General features: G+C 63.3%; 19 protein-coding genes. 11 read left to right on the forward strand and 8 right to left on the reverse strand.

Going from position 1 to position 24,455, the window contains the following annotated elements:
* Positions 1-22 precede the first annotated feature (22 nt).
* Positions 23-763: a hypothetical protein gene (locus ISF28_RS24965; protein WP_198119880.1), complete on the forward strand. Its 741-nt coding sequence runs from the start codon at positions 23-25 to the stop codon at positions 761-763.
* Positions 764-805: 42 nt separating this feature from the next.
* Here ISF28_RS24965 and smpB read toward each other — a convergent pair whose 3' ends face one another.
* Positions 806-1,255: an SsrA-binding protein SmpB gene (gene smpB / locus ISF28_RS24970; RefSeq protein WP_198119881.1), complete on the reverse strand. Its 450-nt coding sequence runs from the start codon at positions 1,253-1,255 to the stop codon at positions 806-808.
* Between the two features lie 98 nt (positions 1,256-1,353).
* On the opposite strand from smpB, the gene ISF28_RS24975 reads away from it, so the two are divergent.
* Together ISF28_RS24975 and ISF28_RS24980 are read left to right on the forward strand one after the other, a co-directional pair.
* Positions 1,354-1,785 (forward strand): type II toxin-antitoxin system RatA family toxin, encoded by a 432-nt coding sequence (locus ISF28_RS24975; protein WP_198119882.1) that lies wholly within the window; start codon positions 1,354-1,356, stop codon positions 1,783-1,785.
* The gene (locus tag ISF28_RS24980; RefSeq protein WP_198119883.1) at positions 1,778-2,077 is read left to right on the forward strand and encodes an RnfH family protein; all 300 of its coding nucleotides are present in this window, start codon (positions 1,778-1,780) and stop codon (positions 2,075-2,077) included. The genes ISF28_RS24975 and ISF28_RS24980 overlap by 8 nt, the downstream gene beginning before the upstream one ends.
* Positions 2,078-2,096: 19 nt before the next feature.
* Here the strand turns inward: ISF28_RS24980 and ISF28_RS24985 are convergent, their stop codons facing one another.
* Positions 2,097-2,588 carry a DUF4124 domain-containing protein gene (locus ISF28_RS24985; protein WP_198119884.1) on the reverse strand — a complete coding sequence of 164 codons (492 nt, stop codon included), beginning with the start codon at positions 2,586-2,588 and terminating at the stop codon, positions 2,097-2,099.
* Between the two features lie 139 nt (positions 2,589-2,727).
* Between ISF28_RS24985 and ISF28_RS24990 the strand changes: the two genes are divergently transcribed.
* The 3 genes from ISF28_RS24990 (at position 2,728) to guaA (ending at position 7,126) form a co-directional block, all read left to right on the forward strand.
* Positions 2,728-3,861: an NHL repeat-containing protein gene (locus ISF28_RS24990; protein ID WP_198119885.1), complete on the forward strand. Its 1,134-nt coding sequence runs from the start codon at positions 2,728-2,730 to the stop codon at positions 3,859-3,861.
* Between the two features lie 86 nt (positions 3,862-3,947).
* Positions 3,948-5,408 carry an IMP dehydrogenase gene (gene guaB, locus ISF28_RS24995; RefSeq protein WP_198119886.1) on the forward strand — a complete coding sequence of 487 codons (1,461 nt, stop codon included), beginning with the start codon at positions 3,948-3,950 and terminating at the stop codon, positions 5,406-5,408.
* Between the two features lie 107 nt (positions 5,409-5,515).
* A complete protein-coding gene (gene guaA / locus ISF28_RS25000; protein ID WP_198119887.1) occupies positions 5,516-7,126 on the forward strand; it encodes a glutamine-hydrolyzing GMP synthase in 1,611 nt (536 codons plus the stop codon).
* A gap of 674 nt (positions 7,127-7,800) precedes the next feature.
* Here guaA and ISF28_RS25005 read toward each other — a convergent pair.
* The 5 genes from ISF28_RS25005 to ISF28_RS25025 all read right to left on the reverse strand — a co-directional run bounded on the left by ISF28_RS25005 (position 7,801) and on the right by ISF28_RS25025 (position 17,752).
* Positions 7,801-9,885, reverse strand: a complete 2,085-nt coding sequence (locus tag ISF28_RS25005; RefSeq protein ID WP_198119888.1) for a glycoside hydrolase family 43 protein — start codon at positions 9,883-9,885, stop codon at positions 7,801-7,803.
* An 88-nt stretch (positions 9,886-9,973) separates the two neighbouring features.
* A complete protein-coding gene (locus tag ISF28_RS25010; RefSeq protein ID WP_198119889.1) occupies positions 9,974-11,461 on the reverse strand; it encodes a glycoside hydrolase family 43 protein in 1,488 nt (495 codons plus the stop codon).
* A 276-nt stretch (positions 11,462-11,737) separates the two neighbouring features.
* A complete protein-coding gene (locus ISF28_RS25015; protein WP_198119890.1) occupies positions 11,738-14,071 on the reverse strand; it encodes a WD40/YVTN/BNR-like repeat-containing protein in 2,334 nt (777 codons plus the stop codon).
* A gap of 688 nt (positions 14,072-14,759) precedes the next feature.
* Positions 14,760-15,341, reverse strand: coding sequence for a hypothetical protein (locus tag ISF28_RS25020; RefSeq protein WP_198119891.1), 582 nt, complete (start codon positions 15,339-15,341; stop codon positions 14,760-14,762).
* Between the two features lie 80 nt (positions 15,342-15,421).
* Positions 15,422-17,752 (reverse strand): sialidase family protein, encoded by a 2,331-nt coding sequence (locus ISF28_RS25025; RefSeq protein WP_229519365.1) that lies wholly within the window; start codon positions 17,750-17,752, stop codon positions 15,422-15,424.
* Positions 17,753-17,926: 174 nt separating this feature from the next.
* Between ISF28_RS25025 and ISF28_RS25030 the strand changes: the two genes are divergently transcribed.
* Positions 17,927-18,118: a hypothetical protein gene (locus tag ISF28_RS25030; RefSeq protein ID WP_198119893.1), complete on the forward strand. Its 192-nt coding sequence runs from the start codon at positions 17,927-17,929 to the stop codon at positions 18,116-18,118.
* A 635-nt stretch (positions 18,119-18,753) separates the two neighbouring features.
* Here the strand turns inward: ISF28_RS25030 and ISF28_RS25035 are convergent.
* Entirely contained in the window at positions 18,754-19,026 is a 273-nt protein-coding gene (locus tag ISF28_RS25035) for a type 1 periplasmic-binding domain-containing protein (RefSeq protein ID WP_198119894.1), read from the reverse strand.
* A gap of 323 nt (positions 19,027-19,349) precedes the next feature.
* Here ISF28_RS25035 and ISF28_RS25040 point away from each other — a divergent pair, with 323 nt between their 5' ends.
* The 4 genes from ISF28_RS25040 (at position 19,350) to ISF28_RS25055 (ending at position 24,436) form a co-directional block, all read left to right on the forward strand.
* On the forward strand, positions 19,350-20,555 hold the full coding sequence (locus ISF28_RS25040; protein ID WP_198119895.1) for a helix-turn-helix domain-containing protein: 1,206 nt from the start codon (positions 19,350-19,352) through the stop codon (positions 20,553-20,555).
* 498 nt (positions 20,556-21,053) lie between these two features.
* On the forward strand, positions 21,054-21,242 hold the full coding sequence (locus ISF28_RS25045; RefSeq protein WP_198119896.1) for a PEP-CTERM sorting domain-containing protein: 189 nt from the start codon (positions 21,054-21,056) through the stop codon (positions 21,240-21,242).
* Positions 21,243-21,562: 320 nt separating this feature from the next.
* Positions 21,563-22,762 carry a XylR family transcriptional regulator gene (locus tag ISF28_RS25050; protein WP_198119897.1) on the forward strand — a complete coding sequence of 400 codons (1,200 nt, stop codon included), beginning with the start codon at positions 21,563-21,565 and terminating at the stop codon, positions 22,760-22,762.
* Positions 22,763-23,200: 438 nt separating this feature from the next.
* Positions 23,201-24,436, forward strand: a complete 1,236-nt coding sequence (locus tag ISF28_RS25055; RefSeq protein WP_198119898.1) for a hypothetical protein — start codon at positions 23,201-23,203, stop codon at positions 24,434-24,436.
* Positions 24,437-24,455 lie beyond the last annotated feature (19 nt).

Here is a 24,455-nt window from a genome sequence, read left to right on the forward strand (position 1 = left end):
TTCAACTTTATGAAATGAGCAAATGATGCGTCAAACGATTCCGGCGGGCCTGGTTGCGGCGTTCCTGCTGAGCGCCTGCGGTGGAGGAGGGAGTGGGGGCAACGCCCCGGTGCAGGCGGCCACGACGGTGACTTACCGATTCACGCCGCCGAAAGCGGGCGCGCATCTCGTCTATGCCGACCGGCTGGCCGACACCCTGAACAACACGTTGAACCGGGCGGCCGACGACGATGTCACGGCCGTCAATGCCGACGGCACATTCACCGTTCACGAAGAGGATCCATCGCACGACCGCCTCGTGTCCGGCGCGGTCGACCAGACCCTGTATCCGACCGACTTCCAGTATGACGCGGCCGGCCACGTAGCCGCGCAGACGATCGACCGCGGCGCGACCGTTTCGCACTGCACGTACCAGGGCAGTGCGGGGGCGCCGGCAACGCTGGCCGTCGGCGCGGGCTGGAACACACAATACACCGAGACCTGCGACGGCGGCAACGGTGTGACGTACACGCAAAGCGGCACGTTGGCCGGCGTCGAGACGATCACGATCGCCGCGGGCACCTTCAGCGCCTACAAATTCGTCTCGACGACGACCTGGACCTTCAACGGCATCACGCGCACGGAAAGCGCCACGCGTTGGCGCGACGCGTCCGGCGGCGACACGCGCACCCTCAAGATGGTGCGGTCGATCGCCTACAGCGGCGGCACGCCGGCCGCAGGGGCGCCGCTGACGGCGTCGCGGGAATTGCAGAGTTATCGGTAAAGTTTTCTGTCCAACGGCGCGGTTGGACGCGGGCGAAGCAGGTCAGCGGCGATGCTGCTTCATCGCCTTCTCGACTTCGCGCTTGGCGTCGCGGTCCTTCTCGGTGTCGCGCTTGTCGTGCTGCTTCTTGCCCTTGACGAGACCGACTTCGCATTTCACGCGGCCGCCCTTGAAGTGCAGGTTGAGGGGGACCAGGGTGTAGCCGGAACGCTCGACCTTGCCGACGAGCTTGTCGATCTCGGCCTTGTGCAGCAGCAGCTTGCGGGTGCGCAGCGCTTCCGGATGGCTCCAGGCGGAGGCGGTCGTGAGCGCGCTGATGTGGGCGCCGAACAGGAACAGCTCGCCATTGCGCACGACAACGTACGCTTCCTTGATCTGCACGCGGCCGTCGCGGATCGCCTTCACTTCCCACCCTTCCAGCGCGAGACCGGCCTCGTAGCGGTCCTCGATGAAGTAGTCGAAAAAGGCTTTTTTATTGTCAATAATACTCATGAAATCGCTAATTTCCGCGCGTCGGTTAAACTATCGTCGGGCGCGCATTCGGACACGATGGGCGCAACGTAACCAACATCATAACAAACGGTTGACCAATGGCAGTAGTGCACAAATCAGTTTTCCTCGGGTACAGCGCCGAACAGATGTTCGATCTGGTCGCAAAAGTCGAGGACTATCCGAAATTTCTTCCCTGGTGCAGCGGCGTGAAAGTGCTCGAGCGCGGCGACGACAAGCTGGTGGCCTGCCTGCAGATCAACTTCCATGGCGTCAAGCAGAGCTTCACCACGTCCAACCACAACCAGCGTCCGAGCCAGATGAAGATGCACCTCGTCGACGGCCCCTTCAAGATGCTGGAAGCGACGTGGAGCTTCAAGGCGCTGCGCGCCGATGCCTGCAAGATCGAGTTCGACATGCAGTACGAGTTCTCGAGCGTCATCCTCGAGCAGCTCGTCGGCCCCGTGTTCGGCATGATCGCCAACACGATGGTCGATTCGTTCTGCAAGCGCGCCGAGGTCATTTATGGCTGAGCAGGCGGAATTGCAAGTGTTCGTGTCGTATGCCTTGCCGCAGCAGGAATTCGTCCGGCCGCTGCGCGTCGCGCCCGGCACGACGGTGGGCCAGGCCATCGAACGGAGCGGCGTGCTGACCGCCTTCCCGGACATCAATCTGGTGACGCAGCCCGTGGGCATCTACGCCAAGAAAAAGACGCTGGACACCGTCCTGCGCGAGGGCGACCGCGTCGAGATCTATCGCCCGCTCGTGGCCGACCCGAAGGATTCGCGGCGCAAGCGCGCGGCCAAGAAGCAGGCTGCGGCCTGAGCCGGGCAGGGTGCCCGCCCTACCGGGATGGGCAGTTCGCCAGTACGCGCCGGGCTTGTTCCTGCCGGCGCGCCTTCTCTTCCTCCGTCACGACGATGCGCTCGCCCTTGTCGTCGAGGTCCGTCAGGCGCCGGCCCGTATTCAGGTACGCCTCGGTGCGGCGCGCCGCCGCGCATTGCTCGGCCATGTCCGCCTTGTGCCGGGCTTCCTCGGCCGCCTTGCGCTCGTCCGCCTCGCGCTGGGCGAGGCGCTTGCGGAACTCGGCGTCGCGGTCGGCCAGCGTCGGCGGTCTCGCCTTGTCGTCCGTCGGCGCGGGTGCGGGGACGTCCGGCGCGTACGGCGACGCCGGCTTCGGCGCCTTCAGAATGCGCGCGGCGGGCGTGCCGGGCGGCGGTGGGCGGTCCGAGAACACGCGCGTGCCTTTCTCGTCGATCCAGGAGTATTGGGCGTGGGCGAGGGGCGCGGCCAACAGGGCGAGGGCGCAGCTCAGGGGCAGCCAGCGTGGGGTCATCGTGTTTCCTCCGTAACTATCGGATTTCGCCATGATTCGGCGCGGCTGTCAACGGCATCGCGGCCGTGTGACGATGTGTGAACTTCCGGGCTGCTCATGTCTATATCATTGCCGGCATCGCCACTTTCCGGAGTCTGTCATGCGAATCAAACTCGCGCTGTGCGCCGTTGCCGTCCTGTCCGCTTGTGGCGGAGGAGGCGGGACGCCCGCTGGCGGCGGCCCGGCCGCTTCCGCACCGTCCGGCACGACGCCAGCGCCGCCCGTCAGCCAGAGCCTGGTCGTCTTTCCCGGCACCCAGCCGGCCGGCGGCGCCGGCGCGACCGGCGTGAAGTTTTCCCATCTCGGCGGGATCGCCGCGGACCGGGCTGGCAATGTGTACGTCACCGACGCTTGCGCCATCCGCAAGGTGACACCGGCGGGCGCCGTCACGACGCTGGTCGGTGGCGGTGCCTGCGACCCGGCCCTTCCTGGCGGCACCGTCAACGACGGGGGGCAGGCTGCCACCTTCCTGAATTTCGGGACCATCACGGTCGATGCGAGCGGGAACGTGTACGTGGCCGACATCAACATGGTCCGCAAGGCGACGCCCGCCGGCACGCTGGTGCCGCTGGCGGGCAGGGTACTGTCCACCCCGGCCACGGGTCCGTCCGTCGACGGCGCCGGTGACGCGGCCAGCTTCGAATATATCCATGACATCGCGGCGGGTCCGGACGGCAACGTGCTGGTCGCCGACGAGACGTATTACCCGCGCGAAGGCACGGGGCCGTCTGCCGTGCCCGCCTGCAAGGTGGTGGACGGCTACGAGTCGCTGCGCACGGTGACGCCACAGGGCGTCGTGACGACCCTGCCGGGCACCAGCGCCAACTGCGACGAGAGCCGGCGCGGCCCGCTGACGGGTGCGCGCATGATCCGCTACGACGCGAGCGACAACCTGTATCTGGTCCATCCGGCCGGTATCGTCCGGCACGGAGCCGCCGGCGACGCCACCATCGTGCCCGCGGCGGCCTACCGGAACGGCGGCCCGATCGCCATCGCACCCGACGACGCCGGCAACCTGTACTACCTGACGACGATCGATGCGGGCGTCTACTACACGATCGTCAAGGTCGCGCCGGACGGCACGCAGACGGACGTGCTCTCGACGCGCCGCGACGCCCCGGCCGACATCCGCACCACCGACCTCGTCTACGGCATCCGCAACTTGGCCTGGGTCGGCAACCACGACTTCGTGTTCAATGCCGACGACGTGCTCATGCGCGTCACGCTCAAGTAGGATCGACAAGCTGTATTCATTCGGGTTTCGGGACGAACGCCAAGGTTTTCTGTATAATTCGCTTTTGCGCCTATAGGAAATAAACTATGCGTCTCCTCCAGAAAGCACTCACGTTCGATGACGTGCTGCTCGTCCCGGCCTATTCCAACGTCCTCCCGGCCAACACGTCCCTGCGCACCAAGCTGACCCGGAATATCTCGCTGAACATTCCGCTGCTGTCCGCCGCCATGGACACCGTGACCGAAGCCCGCCTCGCGATCGCGATGGCGCAAGAGGGCGGAATCGGCATCATCCACAAGAATCTCCGCCCGGCGGACCAGGCGCGCGAAGTGGCGCGCGTGAAGCGTTTCGAAGCCGGCGTGCTGCGTGACCCGATCACGATTCCGCCGACGATGAAGATCCGCGAAGTCCTGGCGCTGGCCCAGCAGCACGGCATCAGCGGATTCCCGGTGGTGGAGGGCAAGCAGGTGGTCGGCATCATCACGAACCGTGACCTGCGTTTCGAAGAGGACCTGGACGCCGAGGCGCGCGCCAAGATGACCCCGCGCGACAAGCTCGTGTACGTCAAGGAAGACGCCGGCACGGACGAAGCCAAGCGCCTGATGAACAAGTACCGCCTGGAGCGCGTGCTGGTCGTCAACAACGATTTCGAACTGCGCGGCCTCATCACCGTCAAGGACATCCTGAAGTCGCACGAGCACCCCAACGCGTCGAAGGATGCGCAGGGCAAGCTGATCGTCGGCGCCGCGGTCGGCGTGGGCGACAAGGACAAGGAACGCGTGGACCTGCTGGTGAAGGCCGGCGTCGACGTGCTGGTGGTCGACACGGCGCACGGCCACTCGCAGGGCATCCTCGACCGCGTGAAATGGATCAAGACGACGTATCCGCACGTCGACGTCATCGGCGGCAACATCGCGACGGCCGCCGCCGCGCGCGCGCTGGTGGAAGCGGGCGCGGACGCCGTCAAGGTCGGCATCGGCCCGGGCTCCATCTGCACGACGCGTATCGTGGCCGGCGTGGGCGTGCCGCAGATCACCGCGATCTCGAACGTGTCCGAAGCCCTGGCCGGCACGGGCGTGCCGTGCATCGCCGACGGCGGCATCCGCTACTCGGGCGACATCTCGAAGGCGCTGGCCGCCGGCGCGCACACCGTCATGATGGGTTCCATGTTCGCCGGCACCGAAGAAGCGCCGGGCGAAGTGATCCTGTACCAGGGCCGCAGCTACAAGGGCTACCGCGGCATGGGTTCGCTGGGCGCGATGGCCGAAGGCTCGGCCGACCGCTACTTCCAGGAGGCGTCGGCCAAGGCCGACAAGTTTGTCCCGGAAGGCATCGAAGGCCGCGTCGCCTACAAGGGCAGCGTGCTGGCGATCATCTACCAACTGGTCGGCGGCGTGCGCCAGTCGATGGGCTACTGCGGTTGCGCGACGATCGAAGAACTGCGCGAGAAGGCGGAGTTCGTCGAAATCACGTCGGCCGGCATGCGTGAATCGCACGTGCACGACGTGCAGATCACGAAAGAAGCGCCGAACTACCGTACGGAATAACCTCGGCAAAATTGCCGTAGGGTGGGCACCCCGTGCCCACCATTTGCGACGCCACATGGTCTTGGTGGGCACGGGGTGCCCACCCTACACATTCGTATAATCCATCCATGCATTCCAAAATCCTCATCCTCGACTTCGGTTCCCAGGTTACCCAACTGATCGCCCGCCGCGTGCGCGACGCCGGCGTGTTCTCCGAGGTCTATCCCTACGACATCGGCGACGACTTCGTGCGCAACTACGGCGCGTCCGGCGTGATCCTGTCCGGCAGCCACAACTCCACGCTGGAAGGCGATGCCCCGCGCGCCCCGCAAGCCGTGTTCGAGCTGGGCGTGCCCGTGCTGGGCATCTGCTACGGCATGCAGACCATGGCCGCGCAACTGGGCGGCAAGGTCGAAAACGGCAAAGTGCGCGAATTCGGCTACGCCGAGGTGCGCGCCCGCGGCCACACGAAACTGCTGAACGGCATCAACGACTTCGTCACGGACGAAGGCCACGGCATGCTCAAGGTGTGGATGAGTCACGGCGACAAGGTCCTGGAAATGCCGGCCGGCTTCAAGCTGATGGGCAGCACCGACTCGTGCCCGGTCGCCGCGATGGCCGATGAAGAGCGCCGTTTCTACGCGCTGCAATTCCACCCGGAAGTGACGCACACGACGCAGGGCGAAGCCATCATCGGCCGCTTCGTGCACGAGATCTGCGGCTGCAAGAGCGACTGGAACATGCCGGACTACATCGGTGAAGCCGTCGAGAAGATCCGCGCGCAAGTCGGCAGCGATGAAGTGATCCTGGGCCTGTCCGGCGGCGTCGACTCGAGCGTGGCCGCCGCCCTGATCCACCGCGCCATCGGCGACCAGTTGACCTGCGTCTTCGTCGACCACGGCCTGCTGCGCAAGGACGAGGGCAAGATGGTCATGGACATGTTCTCGAAAAACCTCGGCGTGAAGGTGCTGCGCATCGACGCGTCCGACCAGTTCATGGGCCACCTGGCCGGCGTGACGGACCCGGAGCAGAAGCGCAAGATCATCGGCCGCGAATTCGTCGAAGTGTTCCAGGAACAGGCCAAGAACCTGACCAGCGCGCGCTGGCTGGCGCAGGGCACGATCTACCCGGACGTGATCGAATCGGCCGGCAAGGGCAAGAAGGGCCAGACGATCAAGAGCCACCACAATGTGGGCGGCCTGCCGGAAACGCTGAACCTCAAGTTGCTGGAACCGCTGCGCGAACTGTTCAAGGACGAAGTGCGCAAGCTGGGCGTCGCCCTGGGCCTGCCGCACGACATGGTGTACCGCCACCCGTTCCCGGGGCCGGGCCTGGGCGTGCGCATCCTCGGCGAAGTGAAGCGCGAATACGCCGACCTGCTGCGCGAAGCGGATGCGATCTTCATCGAAGAGCTGCGCAAGACCCCGTTCGAATCCCCGCGCGTGCCGGGCATAGACGCGGGCAAGGCGCCGGTGAACTGGTACGAAGCCACCTCGCAGGCGTTTGCCGTGTTCCTGCCGGTGAAATCGGTGGGCGTGATGGGCGACGGCCGCACCTACGAATACGTCGTGGCGCTGCGCGCCGTGCAGACGCTGGACTTCATGACGGCGCAGTGGGCGCATCTGCCGCACGAGTTGCTGGGTAAAGTGTCGAACCGGATCATCAACGAAGTGCGCGGGCTTAATCGCGTCGTGTATGACATTTCGGGGAAACCGCCGGCGACGATCGAGTGGGAATGAGTTTCCTTTTGGAAGCTTAGTTTTGCAGTCTTGAAAGCCCGCCTCGTCCTGGCGGGTTTTTTTACAGAGTAACGCTGCTGAACATTACGTCGTTGAGGTCAATCAACCTTAGTAATTTGGTGGGCTAACCGTCCCAACTGAGCACACAATTCTTGCCTGAGACTGATGTGCACATATTAAAGTAGCGACGCAGTCAGGCAGCGGCCTGCAAAGCTGTGTAGATGGGTTCGACTCGCGTCCTCGCCTCAAGCATAGCTTCGGATTGGCGCATCAGCGCTGATCTAGGTCATCCAGACATTGACTGCTTGTTGGCGAACACGCTGTCGGGCCCATGGCCGAGACGCGACCGCCGTCCATCAGTGACTCATCGGACACGTTTTTGATCCATAACACCCCTAGAGTTCAGGCTGTCCCATGATGGACTGGACCGAGGAAAGGGGGGTACAGGGGGAGATGGGACGGCGCTGTAGCAATTTTGTAGCACTGAGCCTTTTCGGGCGCCGCTGTGGTCTGGGGTGTCGCTGTCGAGCCCGATTTAGACGTCCAGATGTAGCACTGCCGGAAGCAGCGTCCATCGCGGGGGGCGAAGTGAAGGTCCTCGCGTGCGGCCGCGCGCGAGGACTACGTGGCCTGAAACACCGTCCGACGTAGCGGCCGCGATTCAGCGACTGGGTTCAGTTCCCGGCCGTGCGCCACACCAGGCGTACGCCGTCACTGCCGTCGGGGACGGGGCCGGGGCTGTCGGCCGTGATCGTTCCCGTGGCCGGATCGATGCGCAGGTAGCGGTGCGTGACGAGCGACAGAAGCACCAGTTCGCCGGTCGGCGTCTCGATCCACTGGAAGCTCTGGGCCGCACCGGGCCGACCGGCGCGCAGGTCCACCTTGCCCGCGTCATCCACGCTCAGCCAGCGCGAGCCCACGCCGAGCGCGGCCCGGCCCAGTCCCATGTCGCGCACCTTGAACGACGTCGGCACGCCGCGGCCAAGACCGGCACTGTCGCCATGCAGGCCGTCGTCGCGCCCGAACGCGATAAACCGCACCGCGCGCCCATACGGGATGGGGCGCAGCAGGCCGCGAGGGTGGGGCTGGGCCACATCGACCGCGTCCACGTCGACCCAGCCGCCTTCGCGCTGCGTCGTGTTGTAGCCGAACAGGCCGTAGCGGATGCCCTGGAAAGTGATGGTCTGGTATACCATCGTGAACGGTTCCCCGACCGGCACGAAATGGCTGCCGTCGGTCGAGTAGGAAAAGCGCGCCTGCTCGGTGAAGAAATTGCAGTCGGCGCGCAGCCACACGCGCTGGGCGGCACCACCGTGGTGGCCGAGCGGCAGGTCGAGCGGAACCCGCACCGTGGTGCCGCGGCCCTGGTCCACCAGCGCCAGCTGGAGGCCGTCCGCCGTGCGTTCCACGCCCAGCGCCGCGTACGGCAGGTTCTGCAGCCCGAGGCCCGCGACATCGCCCACCTGCAGACCGGCGACGTCGAGGCTGACGGTCGGCGTCGATTGCGGGCCGATGGCGCGCTGCGTCAGGGTATTGCGCGCGTCCCAGAATGACGTTGCCGGCAGCGTGTGCAGGCGCAGGAAGCCGGGGCGCTCGGCCAGCGACCACTTGCCATCGACAGGCACGTGGTTCCACTCCCAGATCGGCTTGAGCGTGGCGCCGGAGAAATCGTCGCTGCGCTCGAATGGCACGCGCACAGGCTGCGGCGCGGCCGTCTTCGGCTTGGTCCAGGTGCGCGGCGTGCGGGTCAGGTTGCCCGGCAGGCCGAACCACGGCCAGCCGTCCTTCCACGTGACCGGCGACAGGGCCAACAGGCGGCCGACGGAGTTGGCGTCCATCATCGAGAAGCCCCACCACTCACCGGCCTGGGTCAGCACGACGCCGCCCTGGTGCAACGTGGCCCGGTGCTTGGCGGTCGGGCGCGCCGGGTAGATGTTGAAGTGCTGGCGGTCGCCGCCGAATGTGTTTGCCGGCAGGGCGCCGAAATCCTCGTCCTGGCTGATGGTCTGGTTGACTTCGTAGGGGCCGTCGACGTGGTCGGCGCGCGCGGCCGGCATGCGGAACCCACCCATGTAGTTGGCGGAGATGATGTAGTACTTGCCGTTGATCTTGTAGAAGTGCGCGCCTTCGCCCATGCCGGCGTCCTTGGCGAACAGGACCTTCTCCGTGCCGGGCACGATATCGGTCAAATCGTCGTTCAACTGGGCCAGGTGCATGTCCTGGTGACCCCACACGACCCAGGTGCGGCCGTCGTCGTCGAACAGCACGGACAGGTCGTGCAGGCCGCGCTTCATCTCGTGGTGCTTCCACGGCCCGCGCGGATCGGTGGCGGAATAGACCTGCGTGCCGCGCCCGTTGACGTTCGTGAAGATGTAGAAGGTACCGTTGTGGTAGCGCAGACTGGGGGCCCAGATGCCCTGGCCGTAGATATCCTTGCCCTCCTCCAGCCGGTAGGCCGGCCCGAAGTCGAGCCGGTCGGCCGCGTAGGTCACGAATTCCCAGTTGACGAGGTCCTTCGAGCGCAGCACGGGCAGGCCCGGCATCGAATGCATCGTGGTGCCCGTCAGGTAAAACCAGTCGCCGACGCGGATGAGGTCGGGGTCGGAGAACTCGTCGTAGAAGATGGGATTGGTGTAAGTGCCGTTGCCGTTGTCGGGCGTCCAGGTGGACGGTGCGGGCGCGGGGCGGGTGGCCGGCGCGGCGTGGGCCGCGGCCAGCATGGCCAGCGCGATCGCGGCGGCAAGGGTGTTCTTGAGCATATTTCCTCCAGTATTAGCGCAGCACTGTAGCTCGGGGAGTGCCGCTGTCAAAGTGTCAAGCCGATCTGTCGATTCCTGCCCGGCTTGCTTAGTTGGCCGCTTGGTCGGCAGGCAGGTCGCGTTGGGAGAATTGCCAGTAATCGAACTTGAACAGTTCTTCGCCGGCCGCACCGCGGAACACGAAGAAGACATCCTGGACGCCGGAGACGCCGGAGACGCCGGAGACCCGGACAGACTGCGGCTTCCATTGGCCGCCGGTTCCCGAGACCGGCAGCGTGCCGATCAAGTGGCCGTCGAGCTTGCCTAAACGAATCTCGATCTTTGCCCCGGTGGCCTGCTTCGCCTTGGCCGTGCTGGAGACGCTGGCCATGAAAGCGCGCGCGCCGCTCCCGCCGAAATCGACATTGCGCACCGTGATGTAGGCCCCGTCATGGATGTCTCGCACATTCTGGCCGCCCGCGCTGCTGGGCTCGATTTTGACGCCGGAAGACCACGCAATGGTCTCGGCTTCCACGCGCTGGTAGGGATCGAGGGTCGCGACCGGTGCGGGGCCTTCCCTGGTCGGCGACACCATCCGGACCGAGCCATCCGAGTTGAACTTCAACTCATCGACGCACACGGAACGTTTGAAGCCGTCGCCTCCCGGAAGCGCGGCGTTGTGGTAGAAGAGGTAGGTCTTGCCCTTGAAATCGACCACGCCCGGGTGGTTGGTGAAGGCGCTTTGCGGGGGCATGACGACGCCGCCGTAGGTCCACGGGCCGTCCGGTGTGGGGCCGGTGGAGTAGCCGAGATGCTCAGGGATGGGACCAGCGGCAAAAAACAGATAATTGAGATTCTTGCGCTTATAGAGCCAGGGACCTTCTTCGTACGATGTGCCGCGCAGAGCGGGCTTCGGCAGCGTCACGCCTTGTGTGTCCGGAGGATTGCGCTCGCCCAAGGCCTTGACGGTCATCGGGTGGCGAATGATGCCATTCTCCCCGACGCTCGTGTCGTAGGAAATCATGTCCTTGTTCAGCTTCACCGACCACAGATTGGGATTGCCCCAGGCGAGATAGGCCTGGCCGTTGTCGTCGATGTAGACGGTCGGGTCGATGCTGTCATACAGGCCGCCGGCTTGGCCGGCGATCAGTGGTTTTTTGATGGGATCGGTGTACGGGCCGAGGGGATTATCGGCCACCAGCACGCCAATGCCCCGGCCTTGCACCGGGGCATACAGATACCATTTGCCATCCCTCTCGATGGCCTGGGGCGCCCAGGCGCCGTTGTCAAAACCGTCCCAGCCGGAGATCTCCTTGGCAGCCCATGGGAAATCCCGGAGGGAGGCGATCGCGCCATGCTGGGTCCAGTTCACCATGTCCGTCGTCGTGGCGAGCACCCAGTCCTTCATGTTGAAGTTGTTTTTTTCGCCGACATCCTGATCGTGGCTGGAAAACAGGTAAAGCGTGCCGTTATGGACCACCGGGGCTGGATCGGCCGTATACATCGTTTGAATGACCGGGTTGAGCGCGAATGACACCGCGGGCAGCGAAGCCAACACGGACAGGAGAACGAGAGCGGAACGGGGCGATTTTTTCATTGGAGTCGGAAAATGAGGGACGGAACGGGGAGCGCGCTAGGAGATTCAAGCGCAGGAGCCAGATCGCGTCTTGCCATCAAAGAGGTCGTTTACGAGTTCAATAAGCCACTGGTCGAAGAGAAAGCAAGCGCAATACCTCCGATTTGCTACGCGACAGGTGTACTTTCGTGCAACGGCGCCACGGCCCCAGCGAAACCACCTCCCCGCTCGGCGCGGGGAGGCGTGCATGTGCGGCCCAGGCTACGGGCCACGGCTTGGCGTTGACGGTCCTACTACTCAGTTGGTGTAAAGCACACCCCGGCCGCCACCAGCGACATAGACGCGACCATAGGTGTTCCAGTCGCCCGCCATCGCGCTCATGCCGCCGAACTGGTGCGTGTCGTCATTGAAGCGCGCCCAGGTTGCGCCGCCATCGTCGGAGTGGTACAAGCCCCACACGCCGTTGATCGTGCCCACCACGTAGACGGCCGCCGAGTAGGTGGCGCCGGGGGCCGCCTTGCCCAGCGCGACCGTGCTGGCGCCAAACATGACAGGTTCGCTCTGGCTGCTGCCCCATACCGAAGCAAAGTTGTTGAGCTTGGTCCAGGTCGCGCCCGAATCGAGCGAGTGGTACACGGCGTTGCCGTCGGCCAGCCAGACGTCGCCCTCGGCGTTGGGATTGACTTCCATCGAGGTGTTAGCCCAGTAATTGGCCTTCAGATTCGCCGCCACCGAGCCCTGGCTCAGCGTGAAGTTGTGGCCGCCATCGGTCGAGACGTACACCTTGCCCGGGTTGCCCCACCATTGGCCGCCCTGATCATAAGCATAGACCTTGTTCGGGTTCTTGCGGTCCACCTTCAGGCGGTAGGCGTGAGCCCATCCGCCCATATTTGAAGTGGAAGGGGCAGGCAGATTGGTCGCGGTCCAGCTTGCGCCGTTGTTGGTGGTATAAGACGGTACCACATTGGGCGGAGCCCAGATCACGTTGTTGCGTGCGGTGACGACCAGGTTGGCCACGTCGGTCCCGGTCGCGGCGCCGTCAGGCAGCGTCGCGAACGCCGACCAGGTGGTGCCGCCGTCGCCGGACCAAAAGCCCTTGCCGACGTGCATGTTATTGGCATTGTCTTGAACCGTGGTGGCGATGTAGAGCGGGTCGGACCACGCCATGTCGGCCGAAGTGCCATTGCTAGCACTGGGCATGGGCATGGGCCCGTTGGTCGACCTCGTCGTGAGGTCCGTATAGACCCAGGCGCCGTTGTCGCCGGAGCCATCGAGCAGCTTGTACGGCGCGCCGGCCGGCGGGGCGGTGAGACCCAGGGTGGCGGTTTCTTCCATGCCGGGGACCATGTTGTTCCACCAGGGCGTGGCCGACGAGGCGCTCCAGGTCTCGACGATGCCGTTGCCGCCGAGGTGCGCGATGTGGTCGCGGTTGAACGGATCGATCTTGATGTCGTCGTTCCAGCCTCGCGTATCGCTGGCGGTCGGGGTATGGCCCATGCCGACCTCGATTTCGCGCCAGGTGGCGCCGGCGTCGTCGGACAACTGGACTTCCTCGCTCGTGTTATTCCAGCCGGTCAGGCAGAGCGCAATGCGGGTAGTCGACCCGCTACCGTAGATGGACACGCCGCCGTATCCGGCGCTGGTCGAGCTCGCGAGCTGGGTCCAGGTGCCGTTGTAGGGTACGTACTTGTAGAGATAGCTGGGGCCGGCGACGCCCTGGCCGGCGTTCTGGTTGAACGCCAGGTAGTAGGTGCCGTCGGTGGAACGCACCATGTGCGGGATGTAGTAGCCGGTCGCCGGGTTCGGGACCGTGACCGGGGTCCACGAGAAACCGCCATTCGTGGACTTGTACAGGCTTGACGTCAGGCCCGCCGCGCTGGCGTAGTCCGGGGCGACGGCGGCATAGATGATCCAGGTGGTCTGGCCGCCACCGACGTTCGAGTTGTCGAAGATGACTGACTCGACGCCGATCGTCTTCGTGCTGGCGCTCATCGTCACGCTGCCCAGGTTGAGCCGGGACCAGGAGTGGCCCGAGTCCGCGCTCTTCCAGAGGCCGGCCGTGCGCGAACCGTAGAACATCGTCGACGGATTGGTGGGGTCGAGTTGCAGGCGTTCGCCCATGCCCCTGCCCTCGCCGTTGCCCATCACCGGGAATGGCAGGGTGACCCAGGTCCAGGTGTTGCCGCGATTGCTGGAAATGTAGATGCGGCCGTTGGTGTCAGTCTTGGTACCGGCGACCATGTAGAGCAGCTGGTCGTTGGTCGGATCGACGGCGAGGCTCTCCACGCCGTGGAAACCCGAATCGCCCCCGCCGAAACCCAGGCCGTCGGTGAGGGGCGTCCACGTCGATGTGGCCGGGTCCCAGCGGTAGGCGCCGCCCACGTCGGTGCGGGCGTAGCGGAGGTTCGGGGTCGTCGGATGGTAGAGGATGCCGGTGACGTAGCCGCCGCCCCCCCACTTAACGGCGCTCCAGCTGGTGGCCGCGGCGGTGCTGGTGGCGAGGTAAGCCGGCGCAGGACTCGCCGCGACGTAGTTGCTGGAACCGCCGCTACAGCCGGCAGCAAGACCGGCGAGCAGCACTGGCATGAGGAACTTGATACTCCGAAGCAACTTCTTGCATGGATCGTTCATTGCACATCTCCGTTATTGTTTATGGGTCTTTTGAAAAGGCGGCGATCGCCGCTGCCGCATGCCGCACCGCGGCGGGCGCGGGGCGGCATACGTAAGTAGACGCAGGCAATATCTTTATGAAACTTACTGTCGTTGAGGGCGAGCTTGCATAAAGTCCAACGCGACCGAGGTACACAGGCGCGCGCGTCCGTTCGACCGGGGCACTTCAGGCCGCCAGGGAGTGGCCTGGGAAGCGGCCGGGTTGCTCAGGATGGCGTCGGCCTCGAAGACGAAGGCGGTCGCGGCAACTGCCACGGCCAGCGATGGTAACGAGCACGCAAGCTTGCAACGGCATCGGGGCGCCGGCCAGCTGCGCGTCGCGGAGGAAGAAATAGGCGCGTTATCGCGTCCTTTATTGTTGACCACCGCAATGTCTCCTTTGCCGACGATATCGGCTGGCTTTGGATCTATCGAAATGTCACCAGCTGATTCGGCATCCCCATCGCAGCGGGCGTGCTCTATCGGCTGACCGGATCGCTGCTCTCGCCCATGATCGCTGCGCTGGCCATGAGCCTGAGCTCGTCGTCGGTAATCACCAACCCCCTTGCGTCCCAGATAGGCGACAATTTTTCGGACCTCGGCGTCGGCACGGCAATTCATCAACACATTGCTGTGTCGCATGAGATTGCCGCGCGGCGCACCCAGCCGCTTATTTCCCGCGACGGCGCGCCAGGGCGCCGACCACCAGGCCGCCCAACAGCAGGGACAGGGTTCCCGGCAGCGGAACGGCGGCGCTCGCATTGTCCACGGCAATGTTGTCAATTTCGTTTAAGGCGCCCGAACTCAGGTGCAGCTCGGTGATGCCGTTCAGCGCCGTGCTCCAGCTGTCGTAGCCTTCGAGGTGGGCGGTCAGCAGGCCGTTGATCGACATGTCCATCCCGTCCGTGTAGAAATCGAAGCCGAGCAGATTGAAGACGCCGCCGCCCACCTTGCTGACGGTCAGGTACGAACCGGTACCGTTTTCGAAGCCGTCGTGCCAGTTGTAGGTCTGCGGATCATACGTGCCGTCGCCGATATGGGCCGCGCCGGACGCCGCGTTCGGCGCGTGCAGGGTGACCTGGAAGCCCGACTCCACATAGGTCAGATCGTTGCCGCTGTAGGCCATGCCGGCCGCCAGCGGGGAACCGTCGCCGTACATGAAGTCAGTCAGGTTGTCGAAGGTCAGGACGGCGGCACTGGCGCTGCCGGCGAAGCACAGGGCGACGGCGGCGATGATGGTTCTAAATTTCATGTGATGCTCCAAATAGGGTGTAATTGATGAAGTACAGCCTGGGCGCCAGAGCCCCGGCTCTGGCGCCCAGGACGGGCGCCTTAGTAACTGAACAGGACGCCGCGGCCGCTGCCGGCCATGTACAAGCGTCCAGGCACGCTCTGGTCGGCCGCCAGTTGGGAAATGCCGCCGTACTGGTGCTTGTCATCGTTGAAACGGCGCCAGGTCACGCCGCCGTCGTCGGAGGCGTACACGCCCCACACGCCGTTGACCACGCCCACCACATACACCGAGGCCGAGGACTTCGAACCAATCGGTGCCTTGCCCAGCGCGATCGAGGTGGCGCCCCACACCTCGGGGTACGACCATGTCGCGTTGGCGCCCCAGAATGGCGCGAAGGTGCTCAGCTTGGTCCAGGTCACGCCCCCGTCGAGCGAGTGCATGACGGCCCGCCCGTCGGCGACCCAGATATCGCCTTCCGCGTTTGGATTGACCGCGACCGACACGTTGGAGACCTCGGTCACATAATCGCTGGCGAGCTTGAACGCGGCGCTTTCGGTGAAGGTATGGCCGCCGTCGGTGGAGGTGTAGAAGTGCTGCGTCTCGGACCCTTTCGCCCACCATGTGCCGCCCGGGTTGTAGGCATACACCTTGTTCGGATTCTTGCGGTCGGCCACTACCTTGTAGCCGCGGAAAATCCACGGCGTCGGATCGACAGCCGGCAGGTCGGTCATGGTCCAGGTCGTTCCGTTGTCGGTGCTATAGGCCGGCACCGCATTGTTCGGGGTCCAGATGATGTTGCCCGGTTTGGTGACCGCGACGTTCGACAGATCGCTCTGATTGGTCAATCCTTGCGGATGGTGGCCCGCGAACGGTGTCCAGGTCACGCCCGAATCGGTGGAATAGGCGCCGCCCACGGTGGGGTGGTCCCAGGTGCTGGTGCCGATCGCGGCGATGTAGCTTGGCGTGGACCAAGCCATGTCGGCGCTCATGCCGTTGTTCATCAAGCCAACCGGTCCAAGCGTGGGCGTCTTGTTGAGTTCCGTATAGACCTTCATGCCGATGTCGCCCGAGCTGTTGAGCAGACGGTAGGAGGCGCCCGGTGGAGCGGCCATCAGCGACAGTGTGGCGGTTTCCTCCATGCCGTCGACCTTTCTGGTCCAGCTTGGCTTGGCCGCCGACGCATTCATCGTTTCCCACACGCCCCCGCCGTTCACGTGCATGATGTGCTCGGGATTGTTGGGGTCGATCTCGACGTCGTCCGTCCAGCCGGCCCACATTTCGGTACCCGTGTGCGGAGCCATGGCGGAAATCTCGCGCCAGGTGGCGCCGGCATCGTCGGACAATTGCACAACAGGCTGGCCATCCCAGTTGCCCCAGGAATTGGTGACACCGAGCGCGATGCGGGTGGTGGCGCCCGTTCCCGACACCGACAGGCCGCCCATGCCGAAGTTGACCCATTGCTCGGCATCATACTTCTTCAGCAAAGTCCAGGTGGTACCGTCGAATTTGTACAGCCTGGACGGGCCGGCGGCGCCGGGGCCGGTGTCCTTCGTGAAGGCGACGTACATCATGCCGTCCTTGTTGCGCACCATGTGGGGGACGTACATGCCGGCCGTGTCGGCAGGGGTGGCGATGCCGTTCCAGGTCGCGCCGCCATCGGTGGTCTTGTACATGCTGAAGGTCATCCCGGCCGCCGAGGCATAGTCCGGGGCCACGGCCGTGTAGATGGTCTGGGTGGCGCTGCCGGTACCCTTGGTCGAGGTGTCGAAGATCACCTGCGCGACGCCGACCACGCCGCTCCAGTGCACCGCATTGATCTGGTCCTGGGTCATCTTGGTCGACGACAGCGAGCTCACCTGCTGCCAGGTTTGGCCGCGGTCGGCGCTCTTCCACAGGCCCTGCGTGCGCGTACCGTAGAACAGGATCGTTGGATCGTTGGGGTCGACCATCATGCGCTCACCGACGGCGCGGCCCGGGCTGTTGCTGCCGGTCGAGAACGGCAGGTTGACGTAGGTCCAGTTGTCGCCTCGGTCGGTGGAAATATAGAGGCGCCCGTCGGCCTTGTCCGACACGTACATGCCTGCGCTCATGTAGACGCGCTGGTCGTCGTTCGGATCGAGGGCGATGCTCTCGCTGCCATGGTAAAACCCGTCGCGCACGTGCATGCCGTCGGTGATCGGCAGCCAGCTGGCGGTGGCGGCGTCCCAGCGGTAGGCGCCGCCGACGTCGGTGCGCGCGTACAGCACGTCCGGGCTGGTCGGATGGTAGATCAGGCCGGGCACGTAGCCGCCGCCGCCGTATTTCACGTTCATCCATCGGGCTTGCGTTACCGCCTTGATGGTGGCCGCCAAAACCGGTGCCTGCGCTGCCGGCGAGGCCGTGTCGGCGCCGCCGCAGCCGGCCAGCAGGGTTGCCAGGATACTGCTCATGGCGATTATGCGAATCTTGTTGTTTTGGTTTTTGTACATACTTGTCTCCAGAAGGATGATGACTCGGGTCTCGTAGGTGTGGCGGCAGGAGGCCGCTATTTTCAGTGCTTGCTTGGCCGGAAGCCGGCAAGTCGCGCTGTCGCATGGGCAACTCAGAAAAGCGCCAATGCGGGCGTGCGTCCATTCGACCTGGCACTTCAGGCCGTCAAGGGCTTGGCCAAAGAAACGCCCGGATTGCTCAGGATGGTGTCGGCCTCGACGACGAAAATGGTCGCGGCAATTGCCACCGCCCGTGCGGTTGCCGAGCACCAAACCTTGGAACGGCATCGGGAAGCCGGCGGGCTACGCGTCGCGCAGGAAGAATAGGCGCTTTGGCGCGTCCTTTATTGTTGACCATCGCGATGCCTCCTTTGCTGACGATATCGGCTGGCTTCGAATCTATCGAAATGTATCCAGCTGATGCGTATATTGCACGCTACGCCGCGGCGGCGATACTTCCAAATCACCAACAATGTGAAGCAAATTTCATGGTCGACGGCGGCCCTGAGGGTGAACGGTATGCCGGTAGCGGCGCTGCATCTGCTTGACCAGTTTGCTGGCCCCGCCCGCTGAAAAATGACCGGGCGCATTGGTGATTTGGAGAATTGCGGCACACACGGGGAGTGCGCAGAATGGGGTACCAATCGTTGGATACCATTCGTGCGACCTCGCACCATCTCAGGCGTGCTTTTACAGGCCCTGGGCCTGGCCGCTGCGGCGGCGGCTCGCCAGTGTCCTCGCCCTCCGGCCGGTGCGCCGGTCGTCACCCAGGATCCCGGCGCTCGCCGGCGACCTGGCAAACACAGCGTAGTGCAGTCGGCTTTTTCTCGTCTGCTACCCCGGCAGATTCGGGTAGCAGCGACTGTTTTTTTCGGAACCATGGCGCGGGCGGCACTGGGCGGTCGCGCTTCCATCATCACGTAGCGAGATGCAAATGCGTACACTGACACAATCTCCGGCGATCAAGACCCGGCTACGTCGTTCGGCCGGATTCCCGGCCATGGTCCTGCTGGCCGGTTGCGGTGGAGGTGCCGGCGGCTCGTCTGGAAATGCAGGATGATGCCGTCTCGCCGCCATTGCTCGATGCCGAACAGACGCAGGCGGAAGTCCTCTTCAACAAACAGCTGCCAGTGTGCACCCATACTGCCGAAATAGGCCGCGATGCCCGGCATGATGCCGCGGTTGAATTCCGGGTTCACGTCGAACAGCAGGGCAATGCGGCGTGCTTTTGTCATTGTCATTTCGCCTGAGTGCTGTCACGCGCAGCTGTTCGTGAGAACGGCACCCTTTGCGCGTTTGCGGCAGGGGAAGTCGCGCTACGCCGCGTCTGAAGCATAGGCTGTCCATCACGGTTCGCCCTCCATGACCACGCAAGGTTTCAGTTCAGGCAATAACTCGCTTAAGAACAGACTTTTATGAGACAGCACGACTAGCACCCCGCCGGAGTTAGCTTGGTCCGCTGCAAAAATACTGGAGCCGTCCATATCTCGCCTGTTATGATTCTGGGACCGTACCAGTGAAGCCGTGCGGCCGCCGAGATAGTTCAATAAGTATCTATATGCAAGAGTTCTTTAAAAAGGCGCTGCTGGCGCTGATTTTCCTGCTCGTCGTGGACGCGCTGCTGGCGGTTTTTTTTGTTTACATGGCCTTTCCGACAAAGACGTTGCGGCAGGCGCATAAAGATGGCTCCGGCTGGCGTTACGGAACGTACTCCAATGTGGTAATTGGCGGAGTGCCGTCAGTGCGCTTGCACGACACGTCGGATGACCGGCTGCGCTTCGACCTCAAGCTGCAGGACGTGGTCGCGTATCCGATTTCCGCCGGCGACCTGAAACTCCATGACGGCAAAGGACGACTTATCCAAGAGGATTGGTCGAAGTTCCATACCATTTCCTTCGTAGCCAAATGTTCACTGGCCACTGCCTTGTCGTTCGAGGTGTCCGTCTTTGATGAAAAATTCTCCAAGCTAAACAAGTTCGAGACTTACATTCCACCTAGAACGTATTTTTCGTGCAATGAACAAGGCATGTCGGTGACGCTCGACTTGGACCGGCTGCTTATTCCCGAATGGTGGTATGCATCGATGAAGGAGGACTTGGGGCGTCAGGTTGTTAAACTGGACAAGGTCGGGAAAATCATGTTTGGCACCACCGCGGCTACGCCACGCAATGTCGATATCTCTGTTGAAATCAGCGAACTGACTTTGCATGGCCGAGATTATCGCTATTTGGCCGCGCTGGTGGTCATGATCCTGGGTGGCTGGGCGGCATTTGGTGTTTGGTTTTTTCGGGCCCATTCCCGCGCACTGTTGGCCAGTGTGGACTCAAAAATGAAAACGAATCTGCCCTTGGTGGCCTATCGCCAGTTAACCGTCGAACCGTACAAGGACAAGGAGAAGGCGTCGGTCTTGCGGTATATCGGCAACTCTTATACCGATCCCAAACTGGACCTGGACACCGTGGTGCAAGGGACCGGCGCGACCCGCTATAAAATCAATGAAGTGCTGAAATCCGAACTCGGCATGACATTCACCGGTTACCTGAATAAACTGCGGCTGACTGAAGCATCCAGGATGCTGATTGAGAAAAGCAGCGCCGCTGTGTCGGAAATCGCGTATTTCGTTGGCTACGCGAGTGTTCCTTATTTTAATAAGCTGTTCAAGGAAGAATTCGGTTGCTCGCCGAAGCAATTCCGAATGCTTGCCGCCCAGCAGCGGCAGCAGGAGCAGCCCGCCGACAGCGCGCCGTCAGAATCACCCGTCTGAACCGCGCCATCCCAACCCTCTGCCTGATCTCGCACGCTCCAACCACTCAGCTTGATCCGGCTCGCCCCCACCGCTCAGACTGAACCTCCCGGCTGAACGGTTGCCGGTCCCGCGCTCCTGCCAGGGGTGCGCCCGCCGTTCCACCCCTTGTACGTTCCCATTCTTCCGGCCTATCCACGACTGCTCCACGATTGGACCGTGGCACGGCGGCCATTTTTTCCGGCCCGCTTGCCCGACCTGTCGCCAGATGTCATGGCGGACTTTCACCGTGGTTAAAATTTCTTGCGATTTCTATCGTTGACTAAAGAAATTTCGTCGCAGCGATACTGTTGCGCATGACGAACCGCCTATGCTTCAAACGTGGGCCAGATTCCGCTACCGACCTCTGGCCGCAGACGCAAGAATGTGTGCGTTGGTGCTTGCAGGATGATGGAAGGCGTTTGCGATCCACTGAATTGTCGGGTGGTAAATGTTCATAATATATCAAGGACTGCGTCGATGAAATCGATTTTAGACGTGTGCCCGCCGATCGTCGCAGCTTGTAAGTTGGGAAATAAATATAAGGGAGACGGTAATGCAATTAAGAAGATGGACGACTTCACCACCACCGAGGCCGCCACGGTGCCCGAGCCCGGCACCCAGCTAATGCTGGGGATTGGCCTGCTGGCGCTGGTGGTTGCGCGCTGAAGATCGCGTCAATCCTGGCCTTCACACCCTTTTGCTCTCCTCCACGGCGGTGTTCCGCGGTGGTTTTTAGGGGGCAGCTTTGGCTGCCCCTTTTTTTTGGAATCGGATACCGGGCGCTGCCTGGCAGGACGGGCGGGAACCCATCCGCGACGTTCTTGTGGGGTGTGCGATGGTTGGATTGGGGCAGGGCCGGTTGCCTGCAAGCGGGATGCTCTTAATAAAAGTAAAGGATGGGGAGACGATCTTGCCCCCGGTTTTTGTATGCGCAAGTGCGGCTGTGATTGTTTTTTTCGAAAATGCTTTCCAACCATACAAGTAAAATGAAGACGACCAAAGTACATCGGATCGCGCTGTTATTCAACGCGAACAAGATATTCGATCACGAAGTCATTGCCGGCATTGCCGGATATATTGGAAATACGCGCGAGGCCTGGGATATCTTCGTGGAAGAAGATTTCCAATTGCGCCTGTCAGGCATCGAGCACTGGCAGGGCGACGGCATTATCGCCAATTTTGACGATCCGGCCGTGGCAGAAGCGTTGTCGCGCTGTAGCGTACCGGTGGTGGCAGTTGGCGGTTCCTATGCCGACCCGGCCAACTACCCGGCCGGTGTGCCGTACGTGGCAACCGACAATTTCAAGCTGATCGAACTGGCACGCCAGCATTTGATCGATGTCGGCCTGCAGCGTTTCGCCATGTTCAGCGTTCCCGCCACCGAGAAAAACCGCTGGGCGCACGAGCGCGAGAATGCCTTCCGCAGCCTGATGCAGGGCGACCAGCTGGAAGCGGAGATCTTCCGCGGCTGCGAAACCAGCACCCATTCGTGGGACGAGGCGGCCCAGGGGCAGATCGACTGGTTGCGCAGCTTGGCCAAACCGGTCGGCATCATCGCCGTATCGGACGCGCGTGCACGCCAGCTATTGCAGGCCTGTGTCATCGCCGGCATCGAAGTGCCGGAACAGGTGGCGATCATCGGCATCGACAACGATCCCCTGGTGCGCAAGCTCACCCGCATACCGCTCAGCTCCGTGGTCCAGGGCGCGCAGGAGATGGGACGCGTGGCAGCCCATCTGATCGAGCAGATGCTGCGCGGGGTGCGCCCGCCGAACACGGCGATCGTGGTGCCGCCGGCCGGCATCAAGGTGCAGGCGTCCAGCCAGTACCAGTTGATCAAGCATCCGAACGTGATGCGGGCGCGCCACTTCATTCGCCAGTATGCCTGCCAGGGCATCAAGACCGAACAGGTGGCCAAACATGTCGGCGTGTCGCGCTCATCGCTCGAAGCCGCCTTTCGCCAGGAGCTGGGATGCAGCGTGCACGACGTGATCCTGAGCTTCAAGCTCAATGCCGCCAAGGCCGGCCTGGAAGTCGGCGATTGCAGCATCGAGGACGTGGCGGTGGACAGCGGCCTCACGTCCATCCAGCACATGCATCGCGTGTTCAAGCGCGAACTTGGCTGCACGCCGCGCGCCTACCGCGACCGCGTGCTCAGCGAGCGTGGACAGGAGTCGTCAGCGTAGAACCTAACGCGGTTTCACCTCCAATACAGCGCCATCGAAGCAGCTGATTGACCGTTATCGATAATAAAAGCAGGGAGACAGGACGTGCGCCTCAAGCTCGTTCAATGCGGCAGCAAGCTGCCCGCAGACCTTTCCAACGTCCGCCTCGCGCACAGTCAGGCCAAGCCGGCCGGATCCGGCCGGCGCGACGCAGGCCGGCCCCCGCCGCCTCCCCGCGCAGCGCGCGTGTTTCCAATCTTGGCACGCTGCTTGTCCTGTGTTTTTGAAAACGTTTACATAACGACAGCGAGGCGACGCCAGTCCATACATCCTTGACCGGGACCATCGTCCATGCCGCCTAGCGGGGCAGGGACCATCTTTCCTTGTCATCGGCGTCGCCGGTGGCGAGCAATTTTAGCAAACGCAATAGAGAGGAACATTAAAATGAGGAGACATACCATGGGATTCCAGCTTTCGGCCATCGGCCTTGCCTGCGCCACGCTGCTGGTCGGCTGCGGCGGCGGCGGCGCGGCCACGGGCGGCAAATCCCAGTCCATCGAATTTGCTTTCCCGGGTTCGCACTATCTGATGACGCCGGCCGCACCGCTGGTGGCGACCGCGTCGTCCGGGCTGCCGATCACCTTCACGTCGAACACGCCAAGCACCTGCACCATGGATGGCGACAAGCTGGTAACGGTCAAGGCGGGCGAATGCTCGATCACGGCCAGCCAGGCCGGCGACAGCACCTACATGGCGGCCTCGCAGCAGCAGTTGTTCAATGTGCTCAAGCATACGCAGTTTGTCAACTTCCCCTCGCCCGGCTTCCAGTCGATCACCAAGACCCCGGATCCGCTCGTGGCAACTTCCGAGTCGGGTCTGCCGGTGACCTTCGCCTCGACCACGCCCGACGTGTGCACCACCACCGGCACCACGCTCACCCTGGTCTCCAAGGGTACCTGCTCGATCACCGCCGCGCAGGCGGGCAACGACACCTACGATGCCGGGTCTGCCAAGGCCGTCTTCATCGTTGGCGATGACAAACCGCCGGTGCTCACCATCATGAACGGCGTCAAGGCGGTCGACAGCACCGTAGACGGCGATCCGATCAACCGCTGGGCCGGCAGTAGCGTTGACGGCTGGAGTTGCAGCGACCCGAACTGGTGCAGCACGACGTTCAACGCCGCCGACAGCAGCTTCACCTACAAGTACGTGATCCAGACCAAGGACCCCAAGCATCCGTGGGACGGCAGCGATATCGGTGCCTATTTCGGTTTCGACGTGGTTCCCCACGGCGTGAAGGACGGCACCAGCGACGGCCTGCGCGTGAGCAATCAGACCACGATCAAGATCACGCTGGGCCAGAACGACGAGTGGGTCCAGACCGGCCACAATGAACTGTATCTGATCTTCGTGCTGGGCCACGTCAACAACAACTGCAACGTCGCCCCGCACGTGCTGCTCAAACCCACGGGCAGCGCGGTCACCACGTATGAAGTTCAACTGAGCGACATCAAGGGCTTCGACAACTCGTGCGGCTTGTCGAACCTGAATGAGGCCGACGAGATGAAAAAGTATCCGATCGTCGACTTCAAGGTGTACGGGCCGCGCTCGAACACCTCGGTGGTGGGCGCTTCACCGACCACGCCGGGCTATCCGACCGCGCTCACCGTCAAAGGCCCGATCACCATCCAGTAAGCCGGGGCGCCGGGAAGCG

The organism is Massilia rhizosphaerae (assembly GCF_016093545.1).
Classification (GTDB): Bacteria; Pseudomonadota; Gammaproteobacteria; order Burkholderiales; family Burkholderiaceae_D; genus Telluria; species Telluria rhizosphaerae.